We start from the raw sequence: 24,104 nt of genomic DNA, 5'->3' as shown, positions 1-24,104 counted from the left end.
GCGCCGGACGCACCCGGCGCGGCCCCCGCCACCCTCACGCCAGCCAGACCGGCAGCGGCCGCACACCCTCCCGCAGCGCCGCGGCGAACGCGGTGAACTCCTCCTGGCGCGCCGCCCCGGCCCGCATCGCCAGCGCTATCCGGCGCATCGGCGCGGGCTCCGCGAAGTACGCGGTGGCCAGCTGGTCGTTGCGCCCGGTCTCGACCCGTACCGCCGTACGCGGCAGCAGGGTCACGCCGAGCCCGCCGGCCACCAGCTGGACCAGTGTGGAGAGCCCGGCGGCCGTGGTCGTGACCGGCACTCCGTCGGCGCGGCCGGCCTCCCGGCAGATGTCCAGTGTCTGGTCCCGCAGACAGTGCCCCTCGTCGAGCAGCAGCAGATCCAGCTCGCGCAGGGCGTCCCGCGGGATGTCCGTACGCCCGGCCAGCCAGTGGTCGCGCGGGGTGACCAGTACGAACTCCTCTTCGTACAGGGGGAGTTCCACGACCCCCGGCGCCCCCAGCGGCACCGCGAGCAGCAGCAGGTCGAGCCGCCCGGCGGTCAGCCCCTCGATCAGCGACGAGGTCTGCTCCTCGTGCACCTGGAGGTCGAGGTCCGGGTACTCGCGGTGGACGAGCCGCAGCACGGTCGGCAGCAGATACGGGGCGACCGTGGGGATCACACCGAGCCTGAGCACCCCGGTGAAGGGCGCCCGTACCGCGTCGGCCTCGTCCATCAGCTCACCCACGGCGTCGAGCACCGCTCCGGCCCGCACCGCCAGCCGCTCCCCTGCGGGCGAGAGAAGCACCTTGCGGGTGGTCCGCTCCAGGAGCTGTACGCCGAGGACGTCCTCAAGCGCCGAGACGGCGCCGGAGAGCGCGGGCTGGCTCATCCCGATCGCGGCGGCCGCGTCCCGGAAGTGCAGATGCTCCGCCACGGCAGCGAAGGCCCGCAGCTGCGCCACGGTGGGCTGCTTGCCCCGGACGACGGCGCCGCCCGTATATATGTGGGTCACTGATAGGTACCTCCGATCACGACAACCAAGTCTAGCTATTTCTGTGATCAATGGATCCTGTGTCAGTCTGTAACCCGTCCAACCCCCAGGAACGCCCCAAAAGGGAATTCCGAAGCTGCAAGGAGAGTACGTGCTCACTGTCGGTGACCAGTTCCCCCAGTTCGACCTGACTGCCTGTGTGTCGCTGGAGAGCGGCAAGGAGTTCGCGCAGATCGACCACAAGACCTACGAGGGCAAGTGGAAGATCGTCTTCGCGTGGCCCAAGGACTTCACCTTCGTGTGCCCGACCGAGATCGCCGCCTTCGGCAAGCTGAACGAGGAGTTCGCCGACCGCGACGCGCAGGTCCTCGGCTTCTCCGGTGACTCCGAGTTCGTGCACCACGCCTGGCGCAAGGACCACCCGGACCTCACCGACCTGCCCTTCCCGATGATGGCCGACTCGAAGCACGAGCTCATGCGTGACCTCGGCATCGAGGGCGAGGACGGCTTCGCGCAGCGCGCCGTCTTCATCGTCGACCAGAACAACGAGATCCAGTTCACGATGGTGACCGCCGGTTCCGTGGGCCGTAACCCCAAGGAGGTCCTGCGGGTCCTCGACGCCCTGCAGACCGACGAGCTGTGCCCCTGCAACTGGACCAAGGGCGAGAACACCCTGGACCCGGTCGCGCTCCTCTCGGGCGAGTGAGCTGATTCCACGATGTCACTCGACGAACTGAAGTCCGCCATACCGGACTACGCCAAGGACCTGAAGCTGAACCTCGGTTCGGTGATCGGCAACAGCGACCTGCCGAAGCAGCAGCTGTGGGGCACCGTCCTCGCCTGCGCCATCGCTTCGCGCTCACCGCGGGTGCTGCGCGAGCTGGAGCCCGAGGCCAAGGCGAACCTCTCCCGCGAGGCGTACACGGCGGCCCGCTCCGCCGCGGCGGTCATGGCGATGAACAACGTCTTCTACCGGACCCGGCACCTGCTGTCGGACCCGGAGTACGGGACGCTCCGCGCCGGTCTGCGGATGAACGTGATCGGCAACCCCGGTGTGGAGAAGGCCGACTTCGAGCTCTGGTCGCTCGCCGTCTCCGCGATCAACGGCTGCGGCCAGTGCCTCGACTCGCACGAGCAGGTGCTCCGCAAGGCGGGCGTGGACCGCGAGACCATCCAGGAGGCCTTCAAGATCGCGGCCGTCCTGCAGGCGGTCGGCGTGACGCTCGACTCCGAGGCCGTGCTGGCCGAGTAGCGGTACGGAGACAGGAAACCCCGGTGACGTGCGGAAACGCACCACCGGGGTTTTCTGCACTCATCCGTTTGGGCGAACGGTTCCGGTACCGGACGGCCCGGCACCCGGCGGCCTACGATGAAGGTCTCGACATCAGCCACCAGGAGGCGCCATGTCTGCCGCAGCGGTCGAGCATCCCTGCCACGACGGGCCCGAGCCGAGCCTGCTCGAAACAGCCGATCTGATCACTGACCGGCTGCCGGGCCTCCGCGTCGAGATTCTCGGGGGAGAAATCACCGTGACCCCACCGCCGGACGGCCCTCACGGGGAATCCCTCACCGACCTGGTGCTCGCCTTCGCCTCCGCCGGGCTGCACAGCACCGAGTCCCGGGTGATCCAGGCCATCGGTCTGTGGCTGCCGACCGGCGCGGAGGACTTCGCCATCCCCGACCTCGCGGTGGTCGACGCGGACTACCGTGACCACCTGGTGGAGCACAACTGCTACGACCCGGCGGTCTTCCGGCTCGTCCTGGAGGTCACCTCGTCCAACTACAGGACCGATCTCCAGACCAAGGTCGGCACCTACGCGGCCGCGGGCATCCCCGTCTATGTGATCGTGGACCGCCGTAAGCAGCGTGTCCACGTTCTGACCGGTCCGCAGGATCAGGGGTACGCACAGCACGCGGTGTACGCCCCCGGGGCGATGTTCCCCGTTCCGGCGCCGGTCTCGCCCGACGGGAACGAGCGCGAACTCTCCGTGGACGCCGCCCTGCTGCTGTCCCGGGACTGACCGTCGCTCCCTGCCCGGGCTCCGCCCTCACCCGGTCCCGTCGGTCCCCAGCGCCGAAGTCTCGGCAGGCGGCATCGTCTCCGGTTCCGGGCCGGGCGCGGGCGGTGCCGTGACCGTCGCGTCGGAGGCCGCCGGCGCCGATGCCGTCCCCTGCGGGGGCCCGGCTTGCTGTCGGGGAGCGGCGGCCATGGCGTGCTTCATGCTGTACGCGCGGAGGTAGCCGACCACCGTATTGGTCACGGCCACCAGCGGAACCGCCACCACCGCTCCCCCGATGCCGGCGATCATGCCGCCCGCGGCCACCGAGAGGACCACCGCCAGCGGATGGACCCGGACCGCCCGGCCGAGGATGAACGGCTGGAGCACATGGCCCTCGATCTGCTGGACGGCGAGTACGACGATCAGCACCATCAGCGCCGTGAACGGCCCCTGGGTCACCAGCGCGACGACCACCGCGAGCGCACCGGAGATCACGGCGCCCACCAGCGGGATGAACGCGAACAGGAAGATGAAGACGGCCAGCGGGACGGCCAGCGGCACATCGAGGAAGAAGAGCCCGAGGCCGATGAAGATCGCGTCGATCATCGCCACTATCACCGTGCCGCGCACATAGGCGGTCAGTGTCCGCCAGGCGCGCGGGCCCGCGCCGGCGACTCCCGGACGGGCCTGGGCCGGGACGAGCTTGAGCGTCCACTGCCAGATGCGCGCCCCGTCGTACAGCAGGAAGAGCGTGGAGAACATCGCCAGCAGCATCCCGGTGAGGAACTCCACCATGACCGTGACGCCCTGGAGGCCGGCCGAGGTGATCTCGTTGGTGTTGGTGCCGACGGTGTCGCTCAGGTTCTTGGCGATCTCGTTGATCTGCTTGTCCGTCACATGGAACGGACTGTGCAGCAGCCAGCGCCGCAGCTCCTGGATGCCCTCCTGGACCCGGCTGGAGACCGTGTCCAGATTCTCCATCACCTGCCAGACCACGAACCAGCCGACGAGACCCATGATGACGAAGCCGAGGATCGCGGTCAGCGCGGTGGCGAGCCCCCGTGGCAGGCCGGCCCTGCGGAGCCTGGCGACCGTCGGCTGGAGGAGCGCCGTGACGAGCAGCGCGGCGACGAAGGCGAGGACGACCAGCTGGATGGCGCTGATGACCCGCATCAGCACCCAGAGGGTCCCCGCGAGGACAAGGAGCCGCCAGCCCGCCTCCGCGGCCACCCGCATGCCCCACGGCACCGCTGCCACCGGGTCGGGGCGGGCCGCGACGGCCGGCGCGTAGTCGGGGGGCGGCGGCACCTGGCCCGGCGCCGGATGGCCTTCGGCCCCTCCGGTGTGCGAGCCCGCTCCGTCGGTGACGCCGTCCGCGTCGTCCGCGGAGCGGCGCTCCTCCAGCCTCTCACCCAGATGGGTGAGTTCGGATCCCACGCGTTCCAGCCAGTCCGGCAGTTTCGACATGATGTTCCTCTTCCCCCGACCTCGCTCCTCATCCGGAGCCGACCGTACATGCAGGGAGCCCCCCGCCGTGGAGACGGCGGGGGGCTCCCTGAAGTTGAGCGGACAGGCGCTCTAGTACCAGCTGTTGGCCTGCCAGAACGACCATGCGCCACAGGGGCTGTGGTAGCGGCTGTTCATGTAGTTCAGGCCCCACTTTATCTGCGTGGCCGGGTTGGTCTGCCAGTCGGCACCCGCGGAGGCCATCTTCGAACCGGGGAGAGCCTGGACGAGACCGTAGGCACCGGAACCGGCGTTGGTCGCCTTGTAGTTCCAGCCGGACTCATGGCTCACGATGTTGCTGAAGCACTGGAACTGGTCGGACGGCATCATCTGCCGCGCCATGGCCTGGACCTGAGAGGCCGTGTACGAGCCCTGCGAGGAGAAGCTGCTCGCGTCGCGGACGGAAGAGCGGCTGGACGCCAGCTTCTTCTCCTCCGCGCGCTTCTTCGCGGCTTCCTTGGCCTTGGCGACCGCCTCGTCGGCGGCTGCCTTCTTGCTCTTCGCGTCCTTGGCGGCCTGGATACGGGCCGACTCCTCCGCGGACTTCTTCGCCGCCGCGTCGGCCTGCACCGCCTGGGTGTCGGCCTGCTCGGTCAGCGACGCGACCTGGGCCTGCTGGCCGTCAGGGACGTCTGCGAGGGTCGTCGTGTCCGCTGCGGAGGCTGCATCGATGTTGTCGCCTGCGGGCATGGTGCTGCCCGATGCGACGCCGACAACTGCTCCTACGGTGGTGACCGCAGTGGCTGACGCCACCGCGAATCCCCGGACCGAAATCCGGCTCACACGGTTTCCTTCCAGCAGCGACCGCTCGTGACCTCGCGGACGCAATCGTGCCCTTGGCGCGGGCCTCCCTGGCGTACAGGTCACGGGAGGCACTGACCCGGTGGACAACTCCCTTACGGAAGTGCCGCGTGGTACTCGGGCGGCATGCGGCGGCAAGTGTTGAGTTGTGTGGTGCCGCACCCCTGGGGGTGCACATGTGCCGCATGCGGGGCCTGACGGAAGCAAGACTCTGCCCGACGCCGCCGCTTCAAGGCAAACGTCGGTCGAGTGTTAAAGCTCACACCCCGTTTGGCGCACGAGTTTTCTGGAGATTGCTGCGCAACAGAGAGCCGCCCGGATAGGCTCCTGCGCCTTGCCGGGCGGCTCCAACTGGCCCCTACCGTAAGGGTGGGGGTTCTGGCAATACCCCTAGAGCTGTCCGTCCTCCAGCATTTCGGTCACCAGTGCGGCGATCTGCGAGCGCTCGGACCGGTTGAGGGTGACATGGGCGAAGAGCGGATGCCCCTTCAGTTTCTCCACGACGGCGACCACTCCGTCGTACCGGCCCACCCGCAGGTTGTCCCGCTGGGCGACGTCATGGGTCAGCACCACCCGCGAGTTCGAGCCGATCCTGGAGAGCACCGTCAGCAGGACGTTCCGCTCCAGGGACTGGGCCTCGTCCACGATGACGAACGCGTCATGCAGGGAGCGGCCCCGGATATGAGTGAGCGGCAGGACTTCGAGCATGCCCCGGCCGACCACTTCCTCGATCACGTCCCGGCTCGTCACCGAGGAGAGCGTGTCGAAGACCGCCTGCGCCCAGGGCCCCATCTTCTCGGACTCGGAGCCCGGCAGATAGCCGAGTTCCTGCCCGCCGACCGCGTACAGCGGACGGAAGACCATCACCTTCTGGTGCTGTCTGCGCTCCAGGACGGCCTCCAGGCCCGCGCAGAGCGCCAGAGCGGACTTGCCGGTGCCGGCCCGGCCGCCCATCGAGATGATGCCGATGTCCGGGTCGAGGAGCAGATCGAGGGCGATGCGCTGCTCGGCGCTGCGGCCGTGCAGCCCGAAGGCCTCGCGGTCGCCCCGTACGAGCTTCACATTGCCCTCGGCCGTGATCCGGCCCAGCGCCTTGCCGCGCTCGGACTGGAGCACCAGACCGGTGTGCACCGGCAGATCGGCGGCCTCCGGTACGTAGAGGGTGTCCTCGGAGAACAGGAGGTCCACCTGGTCGGGCGAGAGGGCCAGTTCGCTCATCCCGGTGTAGCCGGAGTCCGTGATCGCCAGTTCGGCGCGGTACTCCTCGGCGAGGAGCCCCACGGACGAGGCCTTGATACGCAGCGGGAGGTCCTTGGAGACGACGGTGACGTCGAACCCCTCGGCCTGGAGGTTGCGCGCGACCGCGAGGATGCGTGAGTCGTTGTCCCCGAGCCGGTAGCCGGCCGGGAGCACGCTGGGATCCGAGTGGTTGAGTTCGACACGGAGGGTCCCGCCGAGTTCCCCCATGGGAAGAGGGGCGTCGAGACGTCCGTACCGCACCCGGAGATCGTCCAGCAGGCGCAGCGCCTGCCGGGCGAAGTAGCCGAGCTCCGGATGGTGCCTCTTGGCCTCCAGTTCCGTGACCACGACGATCGGGAGCACCACCTCGTGCTCGTCGAACCGGGCCATGGCGTTGGGATCGGCCAGCAGGACGCTGGTGTCAAGAACGTAAGTGCGCCTGTCGGGCATGCGGCGCTTAGTGCTGGTCACCACGGAAGGACGTACCCCCTTTGGACACAAGCCTGAGGTCGGGGAGCGACGGCGTCGCGGGCTGCTGGGACCGGAGCGGGCCTCCACCAGCGCGGAGGCCGGACCCGGCCCTCCACGTCGTCTCCCGCGCTCACCGCACGGTCGTCCTGGTGCAAAGGGCCTCCCGGGCGAGCGGACCGGGCCGCTCACTGAGATACGACATCCGTGGACCGGACGTCGACCTGCATGGGGTATTCCCGCGAACGCCCGCGGCCATGCCACGGCGTACGACCGGTTCCTGCCAGTGGCGGTCAGGGCAGGGAGGTTTTCACCCGCACGTCATCCGTGGCTGACCGGCGCGACATCCGCGCTCCACCGGGTGCCGGCTCCGGAAAAGCGAATACTTCAGGCCATCACTCGAAAGGGTGCACGACGAGCGCGCCGCGGCGCGGTGGGTGCGGGACGGGAGGGGGCTCAGGCGCCGTAGCGCCGGTGGCGGGCCGCGTAGTCGCGCAGCGCCCGCAGGAAGTCGACCTTGCGGAAGGCGGGCCAGAAGACTTCGCAGAAGTAATACTCGGAGTGGGCGCTCTGCCAGAGCATGAACCCGGAGAGCCGCTGCTCCCCGCTGGTGCGGATCACCAGATCCGGGTCGGGCTGGCCGCGGGTGTAGAGGTGTTCCGAGATGCGCTCGACATCGACGGTTTCGGCCAGCTCCTCGAAGGACGTGCCCTTCTGGGCGTGCTCCAGGAGGAGGGAGCGGACCGCGTCGGCGATCTCCTGGCGGCCGCCGTAGCCGACCGCGACATTGACCAGTATCCCGGTGTTGCCCGTGGTGGCCTCTTCGGCCTCCTTGAGTACGGCCTGGGTGTGGCCGGGGAGCAGATCGAGCGCGCCGACGTGGTGGACCCGCCAGCGGCCGTCCGCCGCGAGGCCCCTGACGGTGTCCTCGATGATGCCGAAGAGCGCGGTCAGCTCCTCCTGGGGGCGGTCGAAGTTGTCCGTGGACAGCAGCCAGAGCGTGGCGACCTCGACATCGGTCTCCGCGCACCAGCCGAGAAACTCGGTGATCTTGTCGGCCCCGGCCTTGTGGCCCTGTGCGGCGGTGCCGCCGGACGCCTTGGCCCAGCGCCGGTTGCCGTCCAGGATGAGTCCGATGTGCTTGGGCACCTGGTCGTGGTCGAGGCGGCCTTCCACCCGACGTGCGTAGAGCCCGTACACCAGGTCGCGCAAGTTCACTGCGATTCACCTCGCGATGTCGTGCCGGACGCCCTGCCCGACGTGCTTTTCCGGCTGGGGGTCCCGGGATGCGTCCTCCCGGGAAGGCACTGCACGGAGTCCACAGCTCTGTGTCCATGGCTCTGTGCGGTGGCAATCGGCCCGAGCCGCCACAGTACTGCGCAGGGGTCATGACAGCCCAACCCGGTCTGTCACAAGTCCGTGATAGGGAAGGGCCTGTGACTGATTCTCTTCGTTATTTCGCCGCCGATGACCGATACGACTCCATGGAGTACCGGCGCACCGGCCGCAGTGGGCTGAAACTCCCCGCTGTCTCGCTCGGCCTGTGGCACAACTTCGGCGACGACCGCACGCTCGACTCACAGCGCGCGATCCTCCGCCGCGCCTTCGACACCGGCGTCACCCATTTCGACCTGGCGAACAACTACGGCCCGCCGGCCGGCTCCGCCGAGCTCAACTTCGGCAAGCTCTTCGCCCAGGACTTCGCACCGTACCGGCATGAACTGGTCATTTCGACCAAGGCCGGCTATCTGATGCACCCCGGCCCGTACGGCGAGTGGGGCTCGCGCAAGTATCTGCTGTCCTCGCTGGACGCCTCGCTCGCGCGGATGGGTCTCGACTACGTCGACATCTTCTACTCCCACCGCTTCGACCCGGAGACTCCCCTGGAGGAGACGATGGGCGCGCTGGCCTCCGCCGTGCAGCAGGGCAAGGCGCTGTACGTCGGGGTCTCCTCGTACAACAGTGAGCAGACCGCGGAGGCGGCCCGCATCCTCAAGGAGATGGGCGTCCCGGCGCTGATCCACCAGCCCTCGTACTCCATGATCAACCGCTGGACGGAGGAGGACAGGCTGCTCGACACCCTGGAGACGGCCGGTATGGGCTGCATCTCCTTCGTGCCGCTCGCGCAGGGCCTGCTCACCGGCAAGTACCTGAAGGGCATCCCGGAGGGTTCGCGCGCCACGCAGGGCAAGTCGCTCGACCCCCAGCTGCTCTCGGACGAGGTCGTGCGCCGGCTCAACGGGCTCAACGAGATCGCGAAGCGGCGCGGGCAGTCCCTGGCGCAGCTGGCGCTCAACTGGGTGCTGCGCGATCCGCGGATGACGTCCGCGCTCATCGGCGCCTCCAGCGTGAAGCAGCTCGACGAGAATGTGGCGGCGCTCACGGCGGCCCCGCTCTCCGCGGACGAACTGACGGAGATCGACTCGTTCGCCGTCGACACCGCGGGCACCAACATCTGGGCCGGCCGGAGCTGACCGCCGCGGGCGGATCAGGGCAGAAAAAACGGGCCGGTCCGTGGGGGGGATACGGACCGGCCCGAGGGGGGGTTTCCACCATAACCCTTCGTAAGTCGTGTTGGCGCCACGCCGTGCCCGGCCAATGCCGGGCGATTACGCTCCGAATCCGCCCAGCAGCAGACCGGTGAGCGCTCCCGCCACCATGAAAGGGCCGAACGGCATCGCGCTCTTGCGGCCCGCGCGCCCCCGCAGGATCAGGCCGACTCCGTACACCGCCCCGTAGACGAACCCCGCGAGGGTGCCGAGCAGCAGGACGCCCCAGCCGTACCAGCCGAGGGCCACTCCGAGACCGGCCGCCAGTTTGACGTCGCCGAAGCCCATGCCGTTCGGGTTGATCAGGAAGAGTACGAAGTAGCCGCCGCCCAGGGCGAGTCCGCCGAGCAGGGCGCCGGTCCAGGAGCCCCGTGCGCCGGGCAGCAGCGCGGCGGCCCCGAGCAGGGCCGCGGTCGCCGCCGCGATGGGCAGCGTGAGGATGTCGGGCAGCCGCTGCACCGCGCGGTCCACCAGGGCCAGCAGCACCAGGGCGGGCACGAGCAGCACCCAGACGGCCGCCTCCGGCGTGGCCCCCGCAGCCGCCGCGAGCGCGGCACAGCACAGGGCGGTGAGTACGGCGGTCACGGGGGTGCTGGGGCCGTACCACCCGTCGGCGCCGCGCGCGGGGCCGAGCCAGCCCGCGATCGGCTGCCCGGACGGGGTGGCGTCCTGCCAGGGAGCACCGGGGGCCACCGCGAGCCGGTAGGCGGGGCGCGGCAGCAGGGCCCCCACGGCGGCGCCGAAACAGGCGGCGATGACGACGATCAGCGCGGCAGACACCCGGCGAGTTTAGACCGGCCGGGTGGGGCGGGGGCGGGCGTGGCCGCGGGCCGGGCGGGCGGCGGGCGGCTGGTGTGGGCCGGCCCGGTGCCCGGCGGGCGGCGGATGTGGCCTGACCCGTGCCCGGCGGGCTGCGGGCGGCGGATGTGGCCTGACCCGTGCCCGGCGGGCTGCGGGCGGCGGATGTGGCCTGGCCCGTGCCCGGCGGGCGGCTGGTGTGGGCCGGCCCGGTGCCCGCCTCACCCGTGCCCGGCGGGCGGCAAGCGTGGGCCGGCCCGGCCGGGCGGCTCAGGGGTTCATCGGGGCTTGCGGGCCTCGATCAGGAAACGTGTCGTGTGCGCGATGAACGGTCCATCGGCCTCGATCTGCTCGTGGAGCGCCCGGAGCTGCGGCAGATACGCCTCGGTGGTGAAGCCGGGCACCATCCAGACCACCTTGCGCAGGAAGTAGACGACAGCCCCGATGTCGAGGAACTCGGTGCGCAGGCTCTCCAGCCGCAGATCGACCACCTCAAGGCCCGCCGCCAGCGCCGCGGTGCGGGCCGCCTCCGGGTCGCGCCCCTTGCGCGCCTCGGGCTGCGGGCCAAGGAAGTACTCGACAAGCTCGAAGACGCTCGCCGGGCCGACCTCCTGGGAGAAGTACGTACCCCCGGGCGCCAGCACCCGGGCGATCTCCTGCCAGTGCGCCTTCACCGGGTGGCGGCTGACGACCAGGTCGAAGGCGCCGTCGGCGAAGGGCAGCGGCGGCTCGTCAGGGTCGGCCACCACCACGGCGCCCAGCGGGTGCAGCAGGGCGGTGGCCCTGGCCACGTTCGGCGGCCATGCCTCGGTGGCGACCGTCAGCGGTGGCAGCTTCTCCACTCCGGCCAGTACCTCTCCGCCGCCGGTCTGGATGTCGAGCGCGGCCGAGGCACGGGCCATACGCTCCCCCATCGCGCGGGCGTAACCCCAGGAGGGCCGCTCCTCGGTGGCGCGCCCGTCCAGCCAGGAGAAGTCCCAGCCGTCGACGGATACGGAGTCGGCCTCGGCCACCAGCTCTTCAAAGGTCCTGGACATGGAGACCGAGTCTGGCAGGCCGGGCACCCCTCCCGCCAGCGCATTTACCTCCGGCAGGGTGCCGCCGCCCTCCACCGGTGGGCCTGTCAGGCCGAGATCTCGGCCACCGTGGGGCTGTTCGGGAAGTAGCCGGCCAGACCGGTGACCCGCAGCATCCGCAGATGCAGGGCGCGGGTGCAGACCAGGTCGATCGAACCGCCGCGGTCGAGCACCCGGCTCCTGGCCCGGCAGAGCACCCCGAGGGCGGCGCAGTCGATGAAGGTCGCGGGGCGGAGGTCGACGATCACCCGCGCGCCCTGGGGCGCGGTGGCGGCATCGGTGCACTCACGGATACGGGCGGCCGCGAGGAGGTCGATCTCGCCGCGCAGTTCGACCACGGTGAAGCGGCCCGCGGTGTAACTGCGGACGGCCGGGCCGGGGGCGGGCCGCCCTTCCGGCGTCGTGCTCTCCGCGTGCTTGTCCTGCTCTGTCTTCTCCGTGTGCTTTTCCTTAGCATTCATGGCCGACCCCCGGGTCGGTCGCTGTGACATCGGGTCGGCCGGCGGAAACGGGCCGGTCGTCGAGGGCCGGGGCGACCTGACACACCTTAAGAAGCGGCACGGTGCAGAAACGTGCATGCTTGCCGTGATTCACCTGGCCGGGTGAAGCAGCCGGTGAACGTCGTCCTGTCCGGAGAGAGTTGTCGGAGTGCCCCGCGCGTACCGGACCCGTGCGTACGGACCGGGCAGCGCCTAGGCTGGTCCGTACGGCATCGCGCGCCGGTCACCGGCCGGGTGAGGCGTGGAGGTGCCCGTGAGGTGCCCGTTGGAGGCATTCCACCGTGTCGGATCCAGACGCAGTGCCGGAAGCAGAAGCAGCAGCAGCGGAAGCAACGACAACCACGTCAGCGGGGGCAGCGGTACCGGGACCCGCATCACAGCCCGGGGCCGACGCGGCATCCGGGCCCTTCCCCGTCGAGCTGAACCACACCATCGTTCTTTCCCGGGACAAACGGGAGTCCGCCGACTTCCTGGCCGGCGTGCTCGGTCTGCAGGCCGGGGCGGAATGGGGGCCTTTCGTCCCTGTGGAGCTCAGCAATGGCGTGACCCTGGACTTCGCGTCCGTACCGCCCGGGTCCCCGCTCCCCGCCCAGCACTACGCCTTCCTCGTCCCCGAGGAAGCCTTCGACGGGATCTTCGCGAGGATGCGGGCCACCGGTACGGACTTCTACGCCGACCCGCACAAGAAGCAGCCCGGCGAGATCAACCACCTGTTCGGCGGCCGGGGTGTCTACTTCATGGACCCGTCGGGGCACGCCATGGAAGTGATCACACAGCCGTACGGCAACACGGGCTGATCCGGGGCTCCGGGTCCGGCGGGCCCCGGCTGTCCGGCGGGCTCGGGCCGGGGACCGCGCCGTTCGCTCCCTTGGCATGATGGTCCCGGTCGGACGGCCGTCGGCCGACCGGAGTACCGAGCACGAGGGAGCCCCTGTGGCGCGCCATCTGATCGTCGTGGACCCGGCAGGCGCGGGCGACCACCGCACCATCGGCGAGGCGCTGAACGCGGCGCGCGGCGGCTCGGTGATCAGCGTCAGGCCCGGGCGGTACGACGAGAACCTGGTCGTCACGAAGCTGGTCACCGTCGTGGCCCATGAGCCGGGCAGCACCGTCGAGATCGCGCCGCGCGGCGGCAGCGCCGTACAGGTGCTCGCCGAGGCCGTGAAGCTCTCCGGGCTGCGGCTGGTCGCGGGCGGGGGCGGCGACGAGGACGAGCCGGTGGTGGACGTACCGCGCGGCCAGGCGGCCCTGGAGGGGTGCGAGGTGTTCGGCAACTCCTGGGCCGCGCTGCTCTCCAGGGACGAGGGCTCGCTCGCCATGCGCGACACCACCGTGAGCAATCCGGCGGGCGCGGGGATCGTCGACCTGTCGTCGCGCACCAGCGTCGTCGAGCACTGTGTGCTTGAGCGGCTGGGGAGTTCGGGGATCGTGGTCGGCGAGGACGCGGCCACCGAGGTGCGCGGCTGCACCATCAGGGACGCGGGGGGCAACGGCGTCCTGGCCAACGGCCGGGCGCGCGGCACGTTCACGGATGTCACCGTGGTGCGGACCGTGAAGCCCGGTGTCGCCGTGGAGGAGAACGCCACGACACGGTTCACCGGGGTGCGGGCCGACGGCTGCGTGATCGGCTTCCACATATCGACGGCCGCGCAGACCGTACTGACCGGCTGCGCGGCCACCGGCGCCACCACCCACGGCGTCACCCTGTCGGGCGGTACGGACCCCGAGCTGACCGGGCTCCGGGTCGACCGGCCCGGCGGCCACGGCATCGCGGTCACCGGGCGCTCCCGCGGCACGTTCACCGACGCCCGTATCACCGGGGCCCGTTCGGCCGGCGTGCTCGTCCAGGACGGCTCGTCCACCGTGCTGATCCGTACCGAGGTGGCCGGGGGCGCCGCTGACGGCATCGTCCTCACCGGTGCCTGCACCGCCCGGCTGGACCGGGTCACCGTGACGGGCGCGGACGGGCACGGGATCGTCGTCGCGGACAGCGCGGACCCGGTGCTGCGCCGGATCGCGGTGACGGACACCGGCGGGCACGGCATCGACGTACGGGACGGGGCCCGCGGGAAGGCGGAGGCGTGCACGGTGACGTCGGCGGGCGGCTGCGGCATCCGGGCCGGGGGCGCGGGGCCCGCGTTCCAGGGCACGGTCGTACGGTCGGCCGCCCGGGCCGGGATCTCGGTCCGGGCGGGCGGCGCGGTCACGCTGGTCGACTGCGAGGTCGAGACGTCCGGCAGCGACGGCCTCGATGTGGACGGCGCGGGCGCCGAGCTGACGGCCGTCCGGGTGCGGGTGGGCGGCTCGGGGCGGCACGGGGTGAGCATCGGGGCCGACGCGAGCGCCGAGCTGACCGAGTGCGCGTTCACGGCGGGCGGCGGGGACGGGCTGCGGACGGTGAGCACGATGCGGGTGCGCGCGGCCGGGTGCACGGTCACCGGGAACAAGGGCGCTGGGGTACACCGCGGATCCACCGCGGGTGAGCTGGTGCTCGACCGGCTGACCAGCGAGGAGAACGGCGAGGCCGACATCACGGGCGAGAACGGCGGGCCGGAAGGGGCTCCCGGGGACCCGCGGGGCCCGCTGGCACGGCTGGACGAACTCGTCGGTCTGCGCGCCGTGAAGGAGCAGGTCGCCACCCTGGTCAACCTCAACCGGCTGGCCGAGCGGCGCCGCGAGGCGGGTCTCCCCGTTCCGGCCACCGCCCGCCATCTGGTGTTCGCGGGTCCGCCCGGCACCGGCAAGACCAGTGTCGCGCGGCTGTACGGGAGCATCCTCGCGGCGCTGGGCGTCCTGCGCTCCGGCCATCTGGTCGAGGTGGCCCGCGCCGATCTGGTGGCGAAGGTGGTCGGCGGCACCGCCATCAAGACCACCGAGGTCTTCGAACAGGCCCTGGGCGGTGTGCTGTTCATCGACGAGGCGTACGCGCTGACCCAGGGCGGCTCTTCGGGCGGCGGTGCTGACTTCGGCCGGGAGGCGGTAGACACCCTGGTGAAACTGATGGAGGACCACCGGGACGACGTGGTGGTCATCGCGGCCGGTTACTCGTCCGAGATGCACACCTTCCTGGCCTCCAACCCGGGGCTCGCGTCCCGCTTCAACCGCACGGTCGAGTTCGAGAACTACACGGTCCCCGAACTGATCACCATCGTCCGGACGCTGTGCGAGCAGAACCGCTACACGCTGGGTGACGAGACCGAGCGGGCGCTGTCCGTGCACTTCGAGCGGATGCACAAGGACGCCTCGTTCGGCAACGCGCGCGCGGCCCGCAAGGTCTTCGAGGAGCTCATCGACCGGCAGGCGCTGCGGCTCGCGGAGATGCCGGAGGTCTCCGACGACGACCTGACGACGCTGCTCCCTTCGGACGTGGGCGAACAGGCGGCGGCGGCGATCGGCGCGGGCGAGAGCGGGCCCGCCGACACCGACAGGATCGACGCGGTCATGGCGGAGCTGGCTTCGCTTGTCGGCCTCGACGAGGCCAAGTCGCAGGTGCAGGACCTGGTCAATCTGCTGGCGACGGCCCGCAGACGGCGGGCCGCGGGGCTCCCCGCCCCATCGGTCGGCCACCACCTGGTCTTCACCGGCCCGCCCGGGACCGGGAAGACGTCGGTGGCCCGGCTGTACGGGGAACTCCTCGGCGCGCTGGGGGTGCTGCCGCGCGGCCAGCTGATCGAGGTGGCGCGGGCGGACCTGGTGGGCCGGTATGTGGGGCACACCGCCCAGCTCACCCAGGAGGTCTTCGCGCGGGCGCGCGGCGGTGTGCTCTTCGTCGACGAGGCGTACGCGCTGACCCCGGGGGGTGGCTCGGGCTCGGACTTCGGCCAGGAGGCGGTCGACACCCTGGTGAAGCTGATGGAGGACCACCGGGACGACACCGCGGTGGTGGTCGCGGGATACGAGCGCGAGATGGACCGCTTCCTCGGCTCCAACCCCGGTCTTGGCTCCCGCTTCTCGCGCCGGGTGACGTTCGGCGCGTACTCGGCGGAAGATCTGGTGGAGATCGTGCGGCGCCAGTGCGAACGTGACGGGTACGACTGCGCGCCTGAGACGGTGGCGCTGCTCGGCCAGTACTTCGAAGAGGTGCCGCGTGACGAGAACTTCGGCAACGCGAGGTTCGCGCGCAAGGTGCTGGAGTCGATGATGACGCGGCAGGCGGGCAGGCTGAGCCGCGAGCCGGACGCGGGCGCGGCGGCGCTGCGGATGCTGCTGCCGGAGGATTTGGTGGTCTGAGGCTTGCTGGTCCGAGGAGTTGGCGTCTGAGGGCTTGGCGGTGCCGGGGGCTTCGCGGTGCCATGGGTTTGGCGGTGCCGAGGGCGTGGTGGTCTGAGGGCGTGGTGGTCTGAGGGCGTGGTGGTCTGAGGGCTTCGCGGTCTGAGGGCTTCGCGGTGCCGAGGGCTTCGCGGTGCCGGGGCCTTCACGGTGCCAGGGGCTTGGCTGTGCCGAAGGCGTGGTGGTCTGAGGGCTTCGCGGTCTGAGGGCTTCGCGGTGCCGAGGGCTTCGCGGTGCCATGGGTTTGGCGGTGCCAGGGGCTTGGCTGTGCCGGCGCTTGGTGGTGCTGGTGCGTCGTGGTGCCGGGCCCGGTGGCCGGCTGCCCGCTGCGGGGCGGCGGTGAAGGGTGAAGGGTGTCGGTGCGCCCGGGCCGGTCGATAGGATCATGGGCATGCCGCCCCGCCCCGTACAACTCCCGGCCGCAGCCGCCCTCGTCGTACTCCTCGCGGGTGCGGCCACCGTCGCGGGGGCGGCCGCGCCCGCCGCGGCCGACGACTCCCCGACGCTGCCCGCCGTCTCCTCCGCCCCGCCCACTGCGGGCGGCTGTGTCCGGCCGTCGAAGAAGCACTCCGACCTGACGCCCTGGCCCCAGCGGTACATCGCGCCCTCCCGGGCCTGGTCATCGGCGCGCGGCGACGGGGTGACCGTCGCCGTGGTCGACACCGGGGTGGATGCCAGCGGGGTGCCCGCGCTGGCCGGACGGGTGAAGGCGGGGCCCGATGTCGTGTCGGGCGGGACGGCGGGGAAGGACTGCGTCGGGCACGGCACGTTCGTGGCCGGGATCGTCGCGGCCGCGCAGAAGCCCGGCGTCGGCTTCGCCGGGGTGGCGCCCGCGGCGAAGATCCTGGCGGTCCGGGTGACCGGTAAGGACGGCTCCGCCGGCGCCGACCATGTGGCGGCCGGCATCCGGGCGGCGGTGGCCGGTGGGGCCCGGGTGGTGGATGTGCCGCTCGCGCTGAACCGCGGCAGCGCCTCGCTCACCTCCGCCGTCCGGGATGCCGTGCGGCACAACGTACTGGTCGTGGCCCCGGCGTACGGGATGAGCAACGAGTCGGGGGCCGCGGCCCCGGCCGCCTATCCGGCAGCGCTGCCCGGCGTGCTGGCCGTCGCCGGGCTCGCTCCCGGGGGCGGCCCCGACCAGAAGGCCGCGCCCGCGACGGCCCCCGGTATCGCCGCCCCCGGCACCAGCCTCATGAGCATCGGGCCGGGCGGCAGCGGGCACTTCAGCGGCAGCGGGGCCGACCTGGCGACGGGTTTCGTGGCCGGTACGGCCGCGCTGGTGGACAGTTACCGTCCCGGCCTGACCACCCGGCAGCTCACCGACCGGCTGACGTCGACGGCGTACCCGGGGGCGGCGACCGACCGTGCGCTGACGGGCGCGGGAACGGTCGATCCGGCGGGCGCGGTGACGGCTGTGCTGCCCACGTCCGCGCCCCGACCCGCGCGGCCCGAGCCCGCGCCGCAGCTCGCGGCCGCCACCGGGCACAGCGCCCACACGGGCGCGGTAGCGGTGGCCGGTGGCGCGGCGGGGCTCATCGCGCTGACGGCGTTCTTCGCGGTGGTGCTGCCCCGCGCACGGCGCCGCGGCTGGCGCGCGGGGGTCTGACCCGGGCGTCATGGAGCACGGCCGCGGCGGCGGCACCGTGGTGCCGGAGAACCGCGCCTTCCGGTCCCGCGTCCTTCCCCGGTGAGACGGAAGGCCCCGTCCGGTCGATCCGTGTGGCACGCAGCCGAGGGAGATGAGAATTCATGGGTCCTGAACAAGGGGCGATATCCATCATGGCGTTCGGCCTGCTCTTCGGGGCCGTCGGCGGCACGATCCTGTTCAGGACGCGTTGGCTGCGGCGCCACGGGGCACGGGCCTGCGGCACTGTCGTCCGGCTGGCCCGGAGTTCCGGTGAAAGCGGGACGAGCTACCACCCGGTGGTGCGGTACCGGACCGGCAACGGACGGCCGATGGAGGTCAGGTCCTCGCTCGGGAAGAGCAGGAGGACCAGCCTCCGCCCCGGCACGCCGGTCACCATCCTCTACGACCCGGCCAAGCCGCAGCGGATGGCCATCGACGGCTACTCCGGCGGCGGCAGCATGGTCGTCTTCTGTGTCTTCGGAGCTGTGATCTTCGTGATGGGCCTGCGGATACTGCTGTCGACGGTGGCGTGACGGAGCGTCCAGTCCAGAACGGCCGTACGTGCCCCGTTTCCGGCCGTACAGGCCCTAGTTCTGCGCTGTGGGGCGGACGACGATGTCGCCCACGTCGACACTGTCCGGCTGCTCGATGGCGAAGGCGATCGCGCGTGCGATGGCGTCCGGCGGGATGGCGATGTCGCCCATGCGGTCGAGGGCTTCGGCCCTCATCTCAGGAGCCATGGAATCCGAGAACTCCGTGCGCGTGAACCCGGGCGAGACGACGGTGACACGCAGACTGCCCCCGGCCTCCTGGCGCAGCCCCTCGGAGATGGTGCGTACGGCGTTCTTGGTGCCGGCGTACACCGACTGGAGCGGCACGATGCGCAGACCGGCGGTGGAGACGGTGTTCACGAAGTGCCCGGAGCCCTGCTCCCGGAAGACAGGCAGCGCCGCGGCGATCCCGTACAGGACACCTTTGAGGTTGACATCGATCATCTCCTCCCAGTCCTCGACGCGCAGTTCGTCCAGCGGGGAGATCAGACCGACCCCGGCGTTACTGACGAGCACGTCGATCCTGCCGTATTGGTCGCAGGCCAGCGCGACCAGGCTGGACAGGTCCTCCCGGCGCTTCACGTCCGTGCGTGCGTGGACGGCCTGGCCGCCGGCCTTCTCGATGCGGGCGACCAGCGCCTCAAGACGCTCGGGCCGGCGTGCGCCAAGCACCACCCTCGCTCCCCGCTCGGCCAGCAGCAGCGCGGTCGCCTCACCGATCCCGCTGCTGGCGCCCGTAATCACCACGACCTTGCCTTCGATTCCCGACACGAGATCCTCCGAAGCTCCGAAAATGGGCAGGGGCGCAGCGCACTGTCCACAGCGTCTACAGTGGAATTGGAGGCTCCGCCAGTTAGTCGCACTGTAAGTGGGCGCCCCTCCACTTCGCAAACAGGCACGAGGGAGCGAGCCGTCGATGGCACGGGATACAGGACGCCCACTGAGGGCTGACGCACAGCGCAACCGGGACAAGATCCTGGCCACAGCCGTGCGGGTGTTCACCGAAGAGGGGCTGGACGCCCACCTCGAACGCATCGCCAGGGAGGCCGGCGTCGGAACCGGCACGCTCTACCGCAACTTCCCGACCCGGGAGATCCTGATCGAGGCGGCCTACCGCAACGAAGTGGAGCGGCTGTGCGACGCCGCCCCCGAACTCTTGGCGACGATGCCGCCACCTGAGGCCCTGCACGCCTGGACACGCCGCTTCATCGACTACGTCACCGCGAAACTCGGCATGGCCGAAGCCCTGCGAGCCGTCGTCGCCTCGGGGGGCGACCCGTACGGCCACAGCCGCGACATGATCGAGGCCGCCATCACCGCCCTCATGGAAGCCGGTACCACCGCCGGCACCCTGCGCTCCGACATCCGCCCGGCCGACATGTTCGCCGCCCTCGCCGGAATCGCCCTCACTTCGGCGAAACCCGAGCAACGGGACCAGGCCGAACGCCTTCTCGACCTCATCCTGGACGGGCTGAAACCGCGGCAGCTCCCCGGAAGCTGACGGTACGAACCGGGGGCCTGCTTCGCCGCTCACTTCCACTCGTAGTCATCGGCAAGGGAGATCCGCGACCGTCAGACCGCGCGGTTCGGGGTCCTTGCACTGTGCCCGTCCGGATCGCGGCGACGCACTTCGCGGTCGGCTCCGCCTCGGCCCCCGTTCCGTTTGCTTCCGCCTACTTCTGCTTCCCCGCTTCCTGCTCCGCCCGCTCGTCGCGCAGCGCCGTCTGCACCTGCACCGTGTTGCGGCGCGTGATGTACAGACCGCGTCCGGGCGGGAGCAGGCGGGGCTTCGTACCGGCGACGATCTGCCCCTCGGCGGGCGGGCAGGACAGTTGCAGGACGGGGGTGTTGGCCTCGACGAGCCGGCGCAGCAGCTGGTCCGTCATCATCGAGCGGGACGCGCCGTTGGCGCTGCGGGCCACGACGATGTGCAGCCCCACCTCGGTGCCCTGCGCGAGATACGGCAGCAGCGGGGCGAACGCGTCGGGTCCGCCGCTGCCGATCAGCTCGTAGTCGTCGATGACGACGAACAGCCGCGGGCCCTTCCACCAGTCGCGCTTCGCCAGCCGCTCCGGTGCGATGTCCGGGCCGGGCACCCGGTCGGCCATGGCGCGGGCGGAGCCTGCGACCATCTCCTGCAACTGGGCTGGCCCCACCGCGTATCCGAGGCGGTGCGCCTCCGGTACGGCGCCCGCGAGGCGGCGGCGGTAGTCGGTGACCATGACACGGGCCTCGGCGGGACCGTAGCGCCGGGTGACGGCGTCGCAGACCATCGCGAGCAGGTTGGTCTTGCCCGATTCGGCGTCCCCGACCACGACCAGGTGCGGGTGCTCCTCGAAGTCGTGCCGGAATGCGTCCAGCTGGACGTCCCGCACACCGATCGGGACGCGCAGGTCGCCGTCAGGTGCGGGCAGTTCGGACGCGGGCAGGGTGAGCGGCAGCATCCGTACGGGCGGGGCCTCGGGGCCGTCCCACCCGGCGGCCGTCTCGCGGACCAGTGCGTCCACTCCGTCCGAGAGGGTGTCGACGGCGGGGTCCCCGTCGATCCTGGGCAGCGCGGCCAGGAAGTGGAGCCGTTCGTCGGTGAGTCCGCGGCCGGGGGACTTCGGTACGGTCGCGGCGGCCCGCATGTTGATCGCGGAGTCGACGGGGTCACCGAGCCGCAGCTCGAAGCGGGTGCCGAGCTGGTCGCGCAGGGCGCTGCCGATCTCGCCCCAGCGGGTGGCGGCGATGATCAGGTGGACGCCGAAGTTGAGTCCGCGGGACGCGATGAGCGTGAAGGTGGGCACCAGGTCCATGAAGTCCTGGCGGACCGTGTTCCAGCCGTCCACGACGAGGAAGACGTCGCCGTACGCGTCGTCGGCGAACTCACCGGCCGCGCGCCTGCGCCGGAAGTCGGCCATGGAGCCGAGGCCGTGCTCGGCGAACTGCCGCTCGCGGCGGGCGATCAGCGCGGTGATCTCGGCGACCGTACGGAGCAGCCGCTCCGGGTCGAGACGGCCGGTGACACCGCCGACGTGCGGGAGGCCGGAGAGCACGGCGAGCGCGCCGCCGCCCAGGTCCAGACAGTAGAACTGCACCTCGCGCGGGGTGTGCGTGCGGGCGATGGCGGTGATGAGCGTACGGACCAGGGTGCTCTTGCCGCTCTGCGGGCCGCCCGCGATGCCGACGTGTCCGCCCGCACCCGACAGATCGGCGGTCAGCTCGTCGCGCCGCTGGTCGAACGGGCGGTCCACGATGCCGACCGGCACGGTCAGCGGGCGGCGCGGACCGGCCGAGCCCGGCGGGGGCAGCAGCAGGTCGAGCGTGGGCGGTTCGGTGAGCGGGGGCAGCCACACCTGGTGGGCGTGGGGGCCCGACTCCTCAAGCCGTTCGACGGCGATGGTGAGCAGGCTGGCGGCGGCCTCCTCGGCCGGGCCCGCGCCGGGCTCGGCCGACTCCGGTTCGTTCCTCGGCAGTTGACGTGGGGCGACCCAGCCCGCGTGGAACGGCACGACCTGCCCGGCGACGACCGCCTGGCGTACGGCGGGGCGCACGACCCGGTAGGGCCCGGAGACGAAGGCGGCCTTGAACCGGGTGAGCGTGCCGACGTCGTTCTTCAGCAGGCCGCTTCCCGGCTGGGGCGGCAGCTCGTACGCGTCGGGAACGCCGAGCACGCCCCGGCTCTCCATCGCGGAGAAGGTACGCAGCCCGACCCGGTAGGAGAGGTGCGACTCCAGCTGGTGGATGCGGCCCTCGTCCAGGCGCTGCGAGGCGAGCAGCAGATGGACGCCGAGGCTGCGGCCGAGCCGTCCGATCATCACGAACAGGTCGAGGAAGTCGCGGTGCGCGGCGAGGAGTTCACTGAACTCGTCCACGACGACGAAGAGCGTGGGCAGCGGCGCGAGGTCGGCGCCGGTCTCGCGGGCCTTCTCGTACTCCAGCAGGGACGCGTAGTTGCCCGCCTTGCGCAACAGCTCCTGGCGGCGCATCAGTTCGCCGTGCAGGGCATCCCGCATGCGCTCCACGAGCGCGGTCTCGTCGGCCAGGTTGGTGATGACGGCCGAGGTGTGCGGCAGCCGGTCGAGGCCGAGGAAGGTCGCGCCGCCCTTGAAGTCGACGAGTACGAAGTTGAGCGTCTCGGAGGAGTGGGTGAGCGCGAGGCCGAGCACCAGGGTGCGCAGCAGCTCGGACTTTCCTGACCCGGTCGCGCCGATGAGCATGCCGTGCGGGCCCATGCCGCCCTGCGCCGACTCCTTGATGTCCAGGGTGACCTGGCTGCCGTCGGCGGCCAGGCCGATGGGGACGCGCAGCCGGTCGCCGGGCGCGCGCCGCTCGTGCAGCCTGGTGAGGTCGGCGGAGTGCAGATCGTGGATGCCGAGCAGGCCGGTCAGCTCCTGGTCCTCCTGGAGCGGCTGCTCGGAGCGGGCGGTGGCGCCGAGCCGGTAGGGGGCCACGGCTGAGGCCAGCGCGCGGGCCGCGTGCGGGCCGAGGGTCTCGGGGCGTCCGATGGAGGTCTCGGTGGCCTTGCCGTCGGGGTCGGTGGTGAGCATGGCGAGGTCGCCGGGGGTGACCCGGAAGCGCAGTGAGCCGCGCGCGGGGGCTCCGTCGAGGGCTCCGCGCACGTCGATGACCAGTGCATTGCGGTAGCCGTGCTCGGCGATACGGGCCCCGGCGGGGACCGCGGCGGTGTCCAGAACGATCACGGTGTACGGCTCGTCGCGGCTCGGCTCGGCGCCCGGCTCGAAGGGCGGACGCCCGCCGAACTCCTCACCGAGGAGCGGTTCGAGCTCGGAGACGGCTTCCGCGACCAGCCGGGCGGTGCCCGCGCCGTCGGAGTCGGACTGGTGCTGGGCGTGCGGCAGCCACTTCACCCACTCCCAGCCGGGGAGCGCGCCGCCGTCGGCGACGACCACCACGGCGAGGTCCTCCGGGGCGTGCAGGACGGCGAGCTGGCCGACGATGGAGCGGGCAGCGCCGCGCGCCGTCTCCAGATTCCGTTCGGACGCCGCGGCTTCCCCGGTGCCGCTCGCCGGGTCCGCGCCGCCGGACGCGTTCGCGCCGCCGGACAGCAGGACCACCCGGGCGAAGGAGCGCAGCCGGACCGCGATCGGCTGTCCCGGCACCGTCGAGTAGGCCCGGATGAAGCGCCGCAGCGCGTGGGCGCAGAGCGGTTCGAGGTCCTCGACGGGCTTGGTGGAGAGCGGGTTGAGGGTCAGTGCGAGCTGACGGGTGCCGGTGGCGACCCGGACCTCCGCGAAGTCCTCGTGGGTGGTGCGGCGCTCCCAGAGCCGGCCGCCGCGCGCCAGCGAGAGGAGCGAGCCGGGCTCCGGGTGGTGCCAGGCGTCGGCGCGCCGCTGCTCGTCGATGGCCTTGCGGATGCGGCGGCGGCTGGTGGCGAGGTAGCGCAGGTAGTCGCGCCGCTCACCGCGCAGCCGCCGTTTGCGGTCACCGGCGGCGCGGATGAACTGGCTGACCAGCATGCCGACGGCGGACAGCAGCATCATCCCGATGGCGACCCACATCAGTACGCCGCTGCTCTCACCGGGCCTGATGAAGATCAGCACCATGCCGAGCGAGCTGAGCGCCATGGGCAGATACGTGACGACGCCGCCCATGGCGCCCTGGGACTCGGGCAGTGCGGGCGGTTCCTGGAGGGTCAGCTCGCCCTGCGGCAGCTGCGGGCCCGGCCGGCGCGGCGGGCGCCGGAACGTGACGGTGCTCAAGAGGGCTGGGCCTTCCTCGTTCAAGGAAACAGTCGAATTACC

19 protein-coding genes are annotated in these 24,104 nt (G+C 71.4%); 9 read left to right on the top strand and 10 right to left on the bottom strand.

Annotated elements, in window-relative coordinates:
• Positions 1 to 34: 34 nt before the first annotated feature.
• A complete protein-coding gene (locus ACFXBC_RS05360; RefSeq protein WP_385018918.1) occupies positions 35 to 994 on the bottom strand; it encodes a hydrogen peroxide-inducible genes activator in 960 nt (319 codons plus the stop codon).
• Positions 995 to 1,124: 130 nt separating this feature from the next.
• On the opposite strand from ACFXBC_RS05360, the gene ACFXBC_RS05355 reads away from it, so the two are divergent.
• From ACFXBC_RS05355 to ACFXBC_RS05345, 3 genes are all read left to right on the top strand, one after another.
• Positions 1,125 to 1,679 carry a peroxiredoxin gene (locus ACFXBC_RS05355; RefSeq protein WP_164264525.1) on the top strand — a complete coding sequence of 185 codons (555 nt, stop codon included), beginning with the start codon at positions 1,125 to 1,127 and terminating at the stop codon, positions 1,677 to 1,679.
• A 12-nt stretch (positions 1,680 to 1,691) separates the two neighbouring features.
• Entirely contained in the window at positions 1,692 to 2,225 is a 534-nt protein-coding gene (locus tag ACFXBC_RS05350; protein ID WP_385018915.1) for an alkyl hydroperoxide reductase, read from the top strand.
• A 151-nt stretch (positions 2,226 to 2,376) separates the two neighbouring features.
• Entirely contained in the window at positions 2,377 to 2,994 is a 618-nt protein-coding gene (locus tag ACFXBC_RS05345; protein ID WP_385018913.1) for a Uma2 family endonuclease, read from the top strand.
• A 27-nt stretch (positions 2,995 to 3,021) separates the two neighbouring features.
• On the opposite strand, the gene ACFXBC_RS05340 is transcribed toward ACFXBC_RS05345, so the two are convergent.
• The 4 genes from ACFXBC_RS05340 to ACFXBC_RS05325 form a co-directional block, all read right to left on the bottom strand.
• Entirely contained in the window at positions 3,022 to 4,440 is a 1,419-nt protein-coding gene (locus ACFXBC_RS05340) for an AI-2E family transporter (protein ID WP_385018911.1), read from the bottom strand.
• A gap of 111 nt (positions 4,441 to 4,551) precedes the next feature.
• Entirely contained in the window at positions 4,552 to 5,262 is a 711-nt protein-coding gene (locus ACFXBC_RS05335; RefSeq protein ID WP_385018909.1) for a transglycosylase SLT domain-containing protein, read from the bottom strand.
• A 408-nt stretch (positions 5,263 to 5,670) separates the two neighbouring features.
• Positions 5,671 to 6,993, bottom strand: coding sequence for a PhoH family protein (locus tag ACFXBC_RS05330; protein WP_385018907.1), 1,323 nt, complete (start codon positions 6,991 to 6,993; stop codon positions 5,671 to 5,673).
• Positions 6,994 to 7,443: 450 nt separating this feature from the next.
• The gene (locus ACFXBC_RS05325) at positions 7,444 to 8,205 is read right to left on the bottom strand and encodes an isoprenyl transferase (RefSeq protein WP_385018905.1); all 762 of its coding nucleotides are present in this window, start codon (positions 8,203 to 8,205) and stop codon (positions 7,444 to 7,446) included.
• A gap of 218 nt (positions 8,206 to 8,423) precedes the next feature.
• On the opposite strand from ACFXBC_RS05325, the gene mgrA reads away from it, so the two are divergent.
• Positions 8,424 to 9,461 carry an L-glyceraldehyde 3-phosphate reductase gene (gene mgrA, locus ACFXBC_RS05320; protein ID WP_385018903.1) on the top strand — a complete coding sequence of 346 codons (1,038 nt, stop codon included), beginning with the start codon at positions 8,424 to 8,426 and terminating at the stop codon, positions 9,459 to 9,461.
• A gap of 135 nt (positions 9,462 to 9,596) precedes the next feature.
• Here the strand turns inward: mgrA and ACFXBC_RS05315 are convergent, their stop codons facing one another.
• The 3 genes from ACFXBC_RS05315 to ACFXBC_RS05305 form a co-directional block, all read right to left on the bottom strand.
• Positions 9,597 to 10,316 (bottom strand): prepilin peptidase, encoded by a 720-nt coding sequence (locus tag ACFXBC_RS05315; protein ID WP_385018901.1) that lies wholly within the window; start codon positions 10,314 to 10,316, stop codon positions 9,597 to 9,599.
• 296 nt (positions 10,317 to 10,612) lie between these two features.
• A complete protein-coding gene (locus ACFXBC_RS05310; RefSeq protein ID WP_385018899.1) occupies positions 10,613 to 11,371 on the bottom strand; it encodes a class I SAM-dependent methyltransferase in 759 nt (252 codons plus the stop codon).
• An 86-nt stretch (positions 11,372 to 11,457) separates the two neighbouring features.
• Positions 11,458 to 11,871 (bottom strand): anti-sigma factor antagonist, encoded by a 414-nt coding sequence (locus ACFXBC_RS05305; protein ID WP_385018896.1) that lies wholly within the window; start codon positions 11,869 to 11,871, stop codon positions 11,458 to 11,460.
• 458 nt (positions 11,872 to 12,329) lie between these two features.
• Between ACFXBC_RS05305 and ACFXBC_RS05300 the strand changes: the two genes are divergently transcribed.
• The 4 genes from ACFXBC_RS05300 to ACFXBC_RS05285 all read left to right on the top strand — a co-directional run bounded on the left by ACFXBC_RS05300 (position 12,330) and on the right by ACFXBC_RS05285 (position 18,339).
• Positions 12,330 to 12,707 carry a VOC family protein gene (locus tag ACFXBC_RS05300; protein ID WP_385018926.1) on the top strand — a complete coding sequence of 126 codons (378 nt, stop codon included), beginning with the start codon at positions 12,330 to 12,332 and terminating at the stop codon, positions 12,705 to 12,707.
• A 136-nt stretch (positions 12,708 to 12,843) separates the two neighbouring features.
• Positions 12,844 to 16,140 (top strand): right-handed parallel beta-helix repeat-containing protein, encoded by a 3,297-nt coding sequence (locus ACFXBC_RS05295; RefSeq protein WP_385018894.1) that lies wholly within the window; start codon positions 12,844 to 12,846, stop codon positions 16,138 to 16,140.
• Positions 16,141 to 16,570: 430 nt separating this feature from the next.
• Complete coding sequence (locus tag ACFXBC_RS05290; RefSeq protein ID WP_385018892.1) at positions 16,571 to 17,785, top strand: S8 family serine peptidase; 1,215 nt, start codon at positions 16,571 to 16,573, stop codon at positions 17,783 to 17,785.
• Positions 17,786 to 17,928: 143 nt separating this feature from the next.
• A complete protein-coding gene (locus tag ACFXBC_RS05285) occupies positions 17,929 to 18,339 on the top strand; it encodes a DUF3592 domain-containing protein (RefSeq protein WP_385018890.1) in 411 nt (136 codons plus the stop codon).
• Between the two features lie 54 nt (positions 18,340 to 18,393).
• On the opposite strand, the gene ACFXBC_RS05280 is transcribed toward ACFXBC_RS05285, so the two are convergent.
• Entirely contained in the window at positions 18,394 to 19,128 is a 735-nt protein-coding gene (locus ACFXBC_RS05280; RefSeq protein ID WP_385018888.1) for an SDR family oxidoreductase, read from the bottom strand.
• 145 nt (positions 19,129 to 19,273) lie between these two features.
• Here ACFXBC_RS05280 and ACFXBC_RS05275 point away from each other — a divergent pair, with 145 nt between their 5' ends.
• Positions 19,274 to 19,858, top strand: a complete 585-nt coding sequence (locus ACFXBC_RS05275) for a TetR/AcrR family transcriptional regulator (protein ID WP_385018886.1) — start codon at positions 19,274 to 19,276, stop codon at positions 19,856 to 19,858.
• 172 nt (positions 19,859 to 20,030) lie between these two features.
• Here ACFXBC_RS05275 and eccCa read toward each other — a convergent pair whose 3' ends face one another.
• On the bottom strand, positions 20,031 to 24,062 hold the full coding sequence (eccCa, locus tag ACFXBC_RS05270) for a type VII secretion protein EccCa (protein WP_385018884.1): 4,032 nt from the start codon (positions 24,060 to 24,062) through the stop codon (positions 20,031 to 20,033).
• Positions 24,063 to 24,104: the final 42 nt, after the last annotated feature.

The organism is Streptomyces sp. NPDC059398 (assembly GCF_042751845.1).
GTDB lineage: Bacteria > Actinomycetota > Actinomycetes > Streptomycetales > Streptomycetaceae > Streptomyces.
This window is presented reverse-complemented; position numbering and strand designations above follow the sequence as displayed.

Excerpts from the sequence above, each read along its gene's own strand:
- ACFXBC_RS05350 (WP_385018915.1), top strand. The coding sequence starts at position 1,692 with ATGTCACTCGACGAACTGAAGTCCGCCATACCGGACTACGCCAAGGAC.
- ACFXBC_RS05305 (WP_385018896.1), bottom strand. The coding sequence starts at position 11,871 with ATGAATGCTAAGGAAAAGCACACGGAGAAGACAGAGCAGGACAAGCAC.
- ACFXBC_RS05275 (WP_385018886.1), top strand. The coding sequence starts at position 19,274 with ATGGCACGGGATACAGGACGCCCACTGAGGGCTGACGCACAGCGCAAC.
- ACFXBC_RS05290 (WP_385018892.1), top strand. The coding sequence starts at position 16,571 with ATGCCGCCCCGCCCCGTACAACTCCCGGCCGCAGCCGCCCTCGTCGTA.
- ACFXBC_RS05340 (WP_385018911.1), bottom strand. The coding sequence starts at position 4,440 with ATGTCGAAACTGCCGGACTGGCTGGAACGCGTGGGATCCGAACTCACC.
- ACFXBC_RS05310 (WP_385018899.1), bottom strand. The coding sequence starts at position 11,371 with ATGTCCAGGACCTTTGAAGAGCTGGTGGCCGAGGCCGACTCCGTATCC.
- ACFXBC_RS05345 (WP_385018913.1), top strand. The coding sequence starts at position 2,377 with ATGTCTGCCGCAGCGGTCGAGCATCCCTGCCACGACGGGCCCGAGCCG.
- ACFXBC_RS05285 (WP_385018890.1), top strand. The coding sequence starts at position 17,929 with ATGGGTCCTGAACAAGGGGCGATATCCATCATGGCGTTCGGCCTGCTC.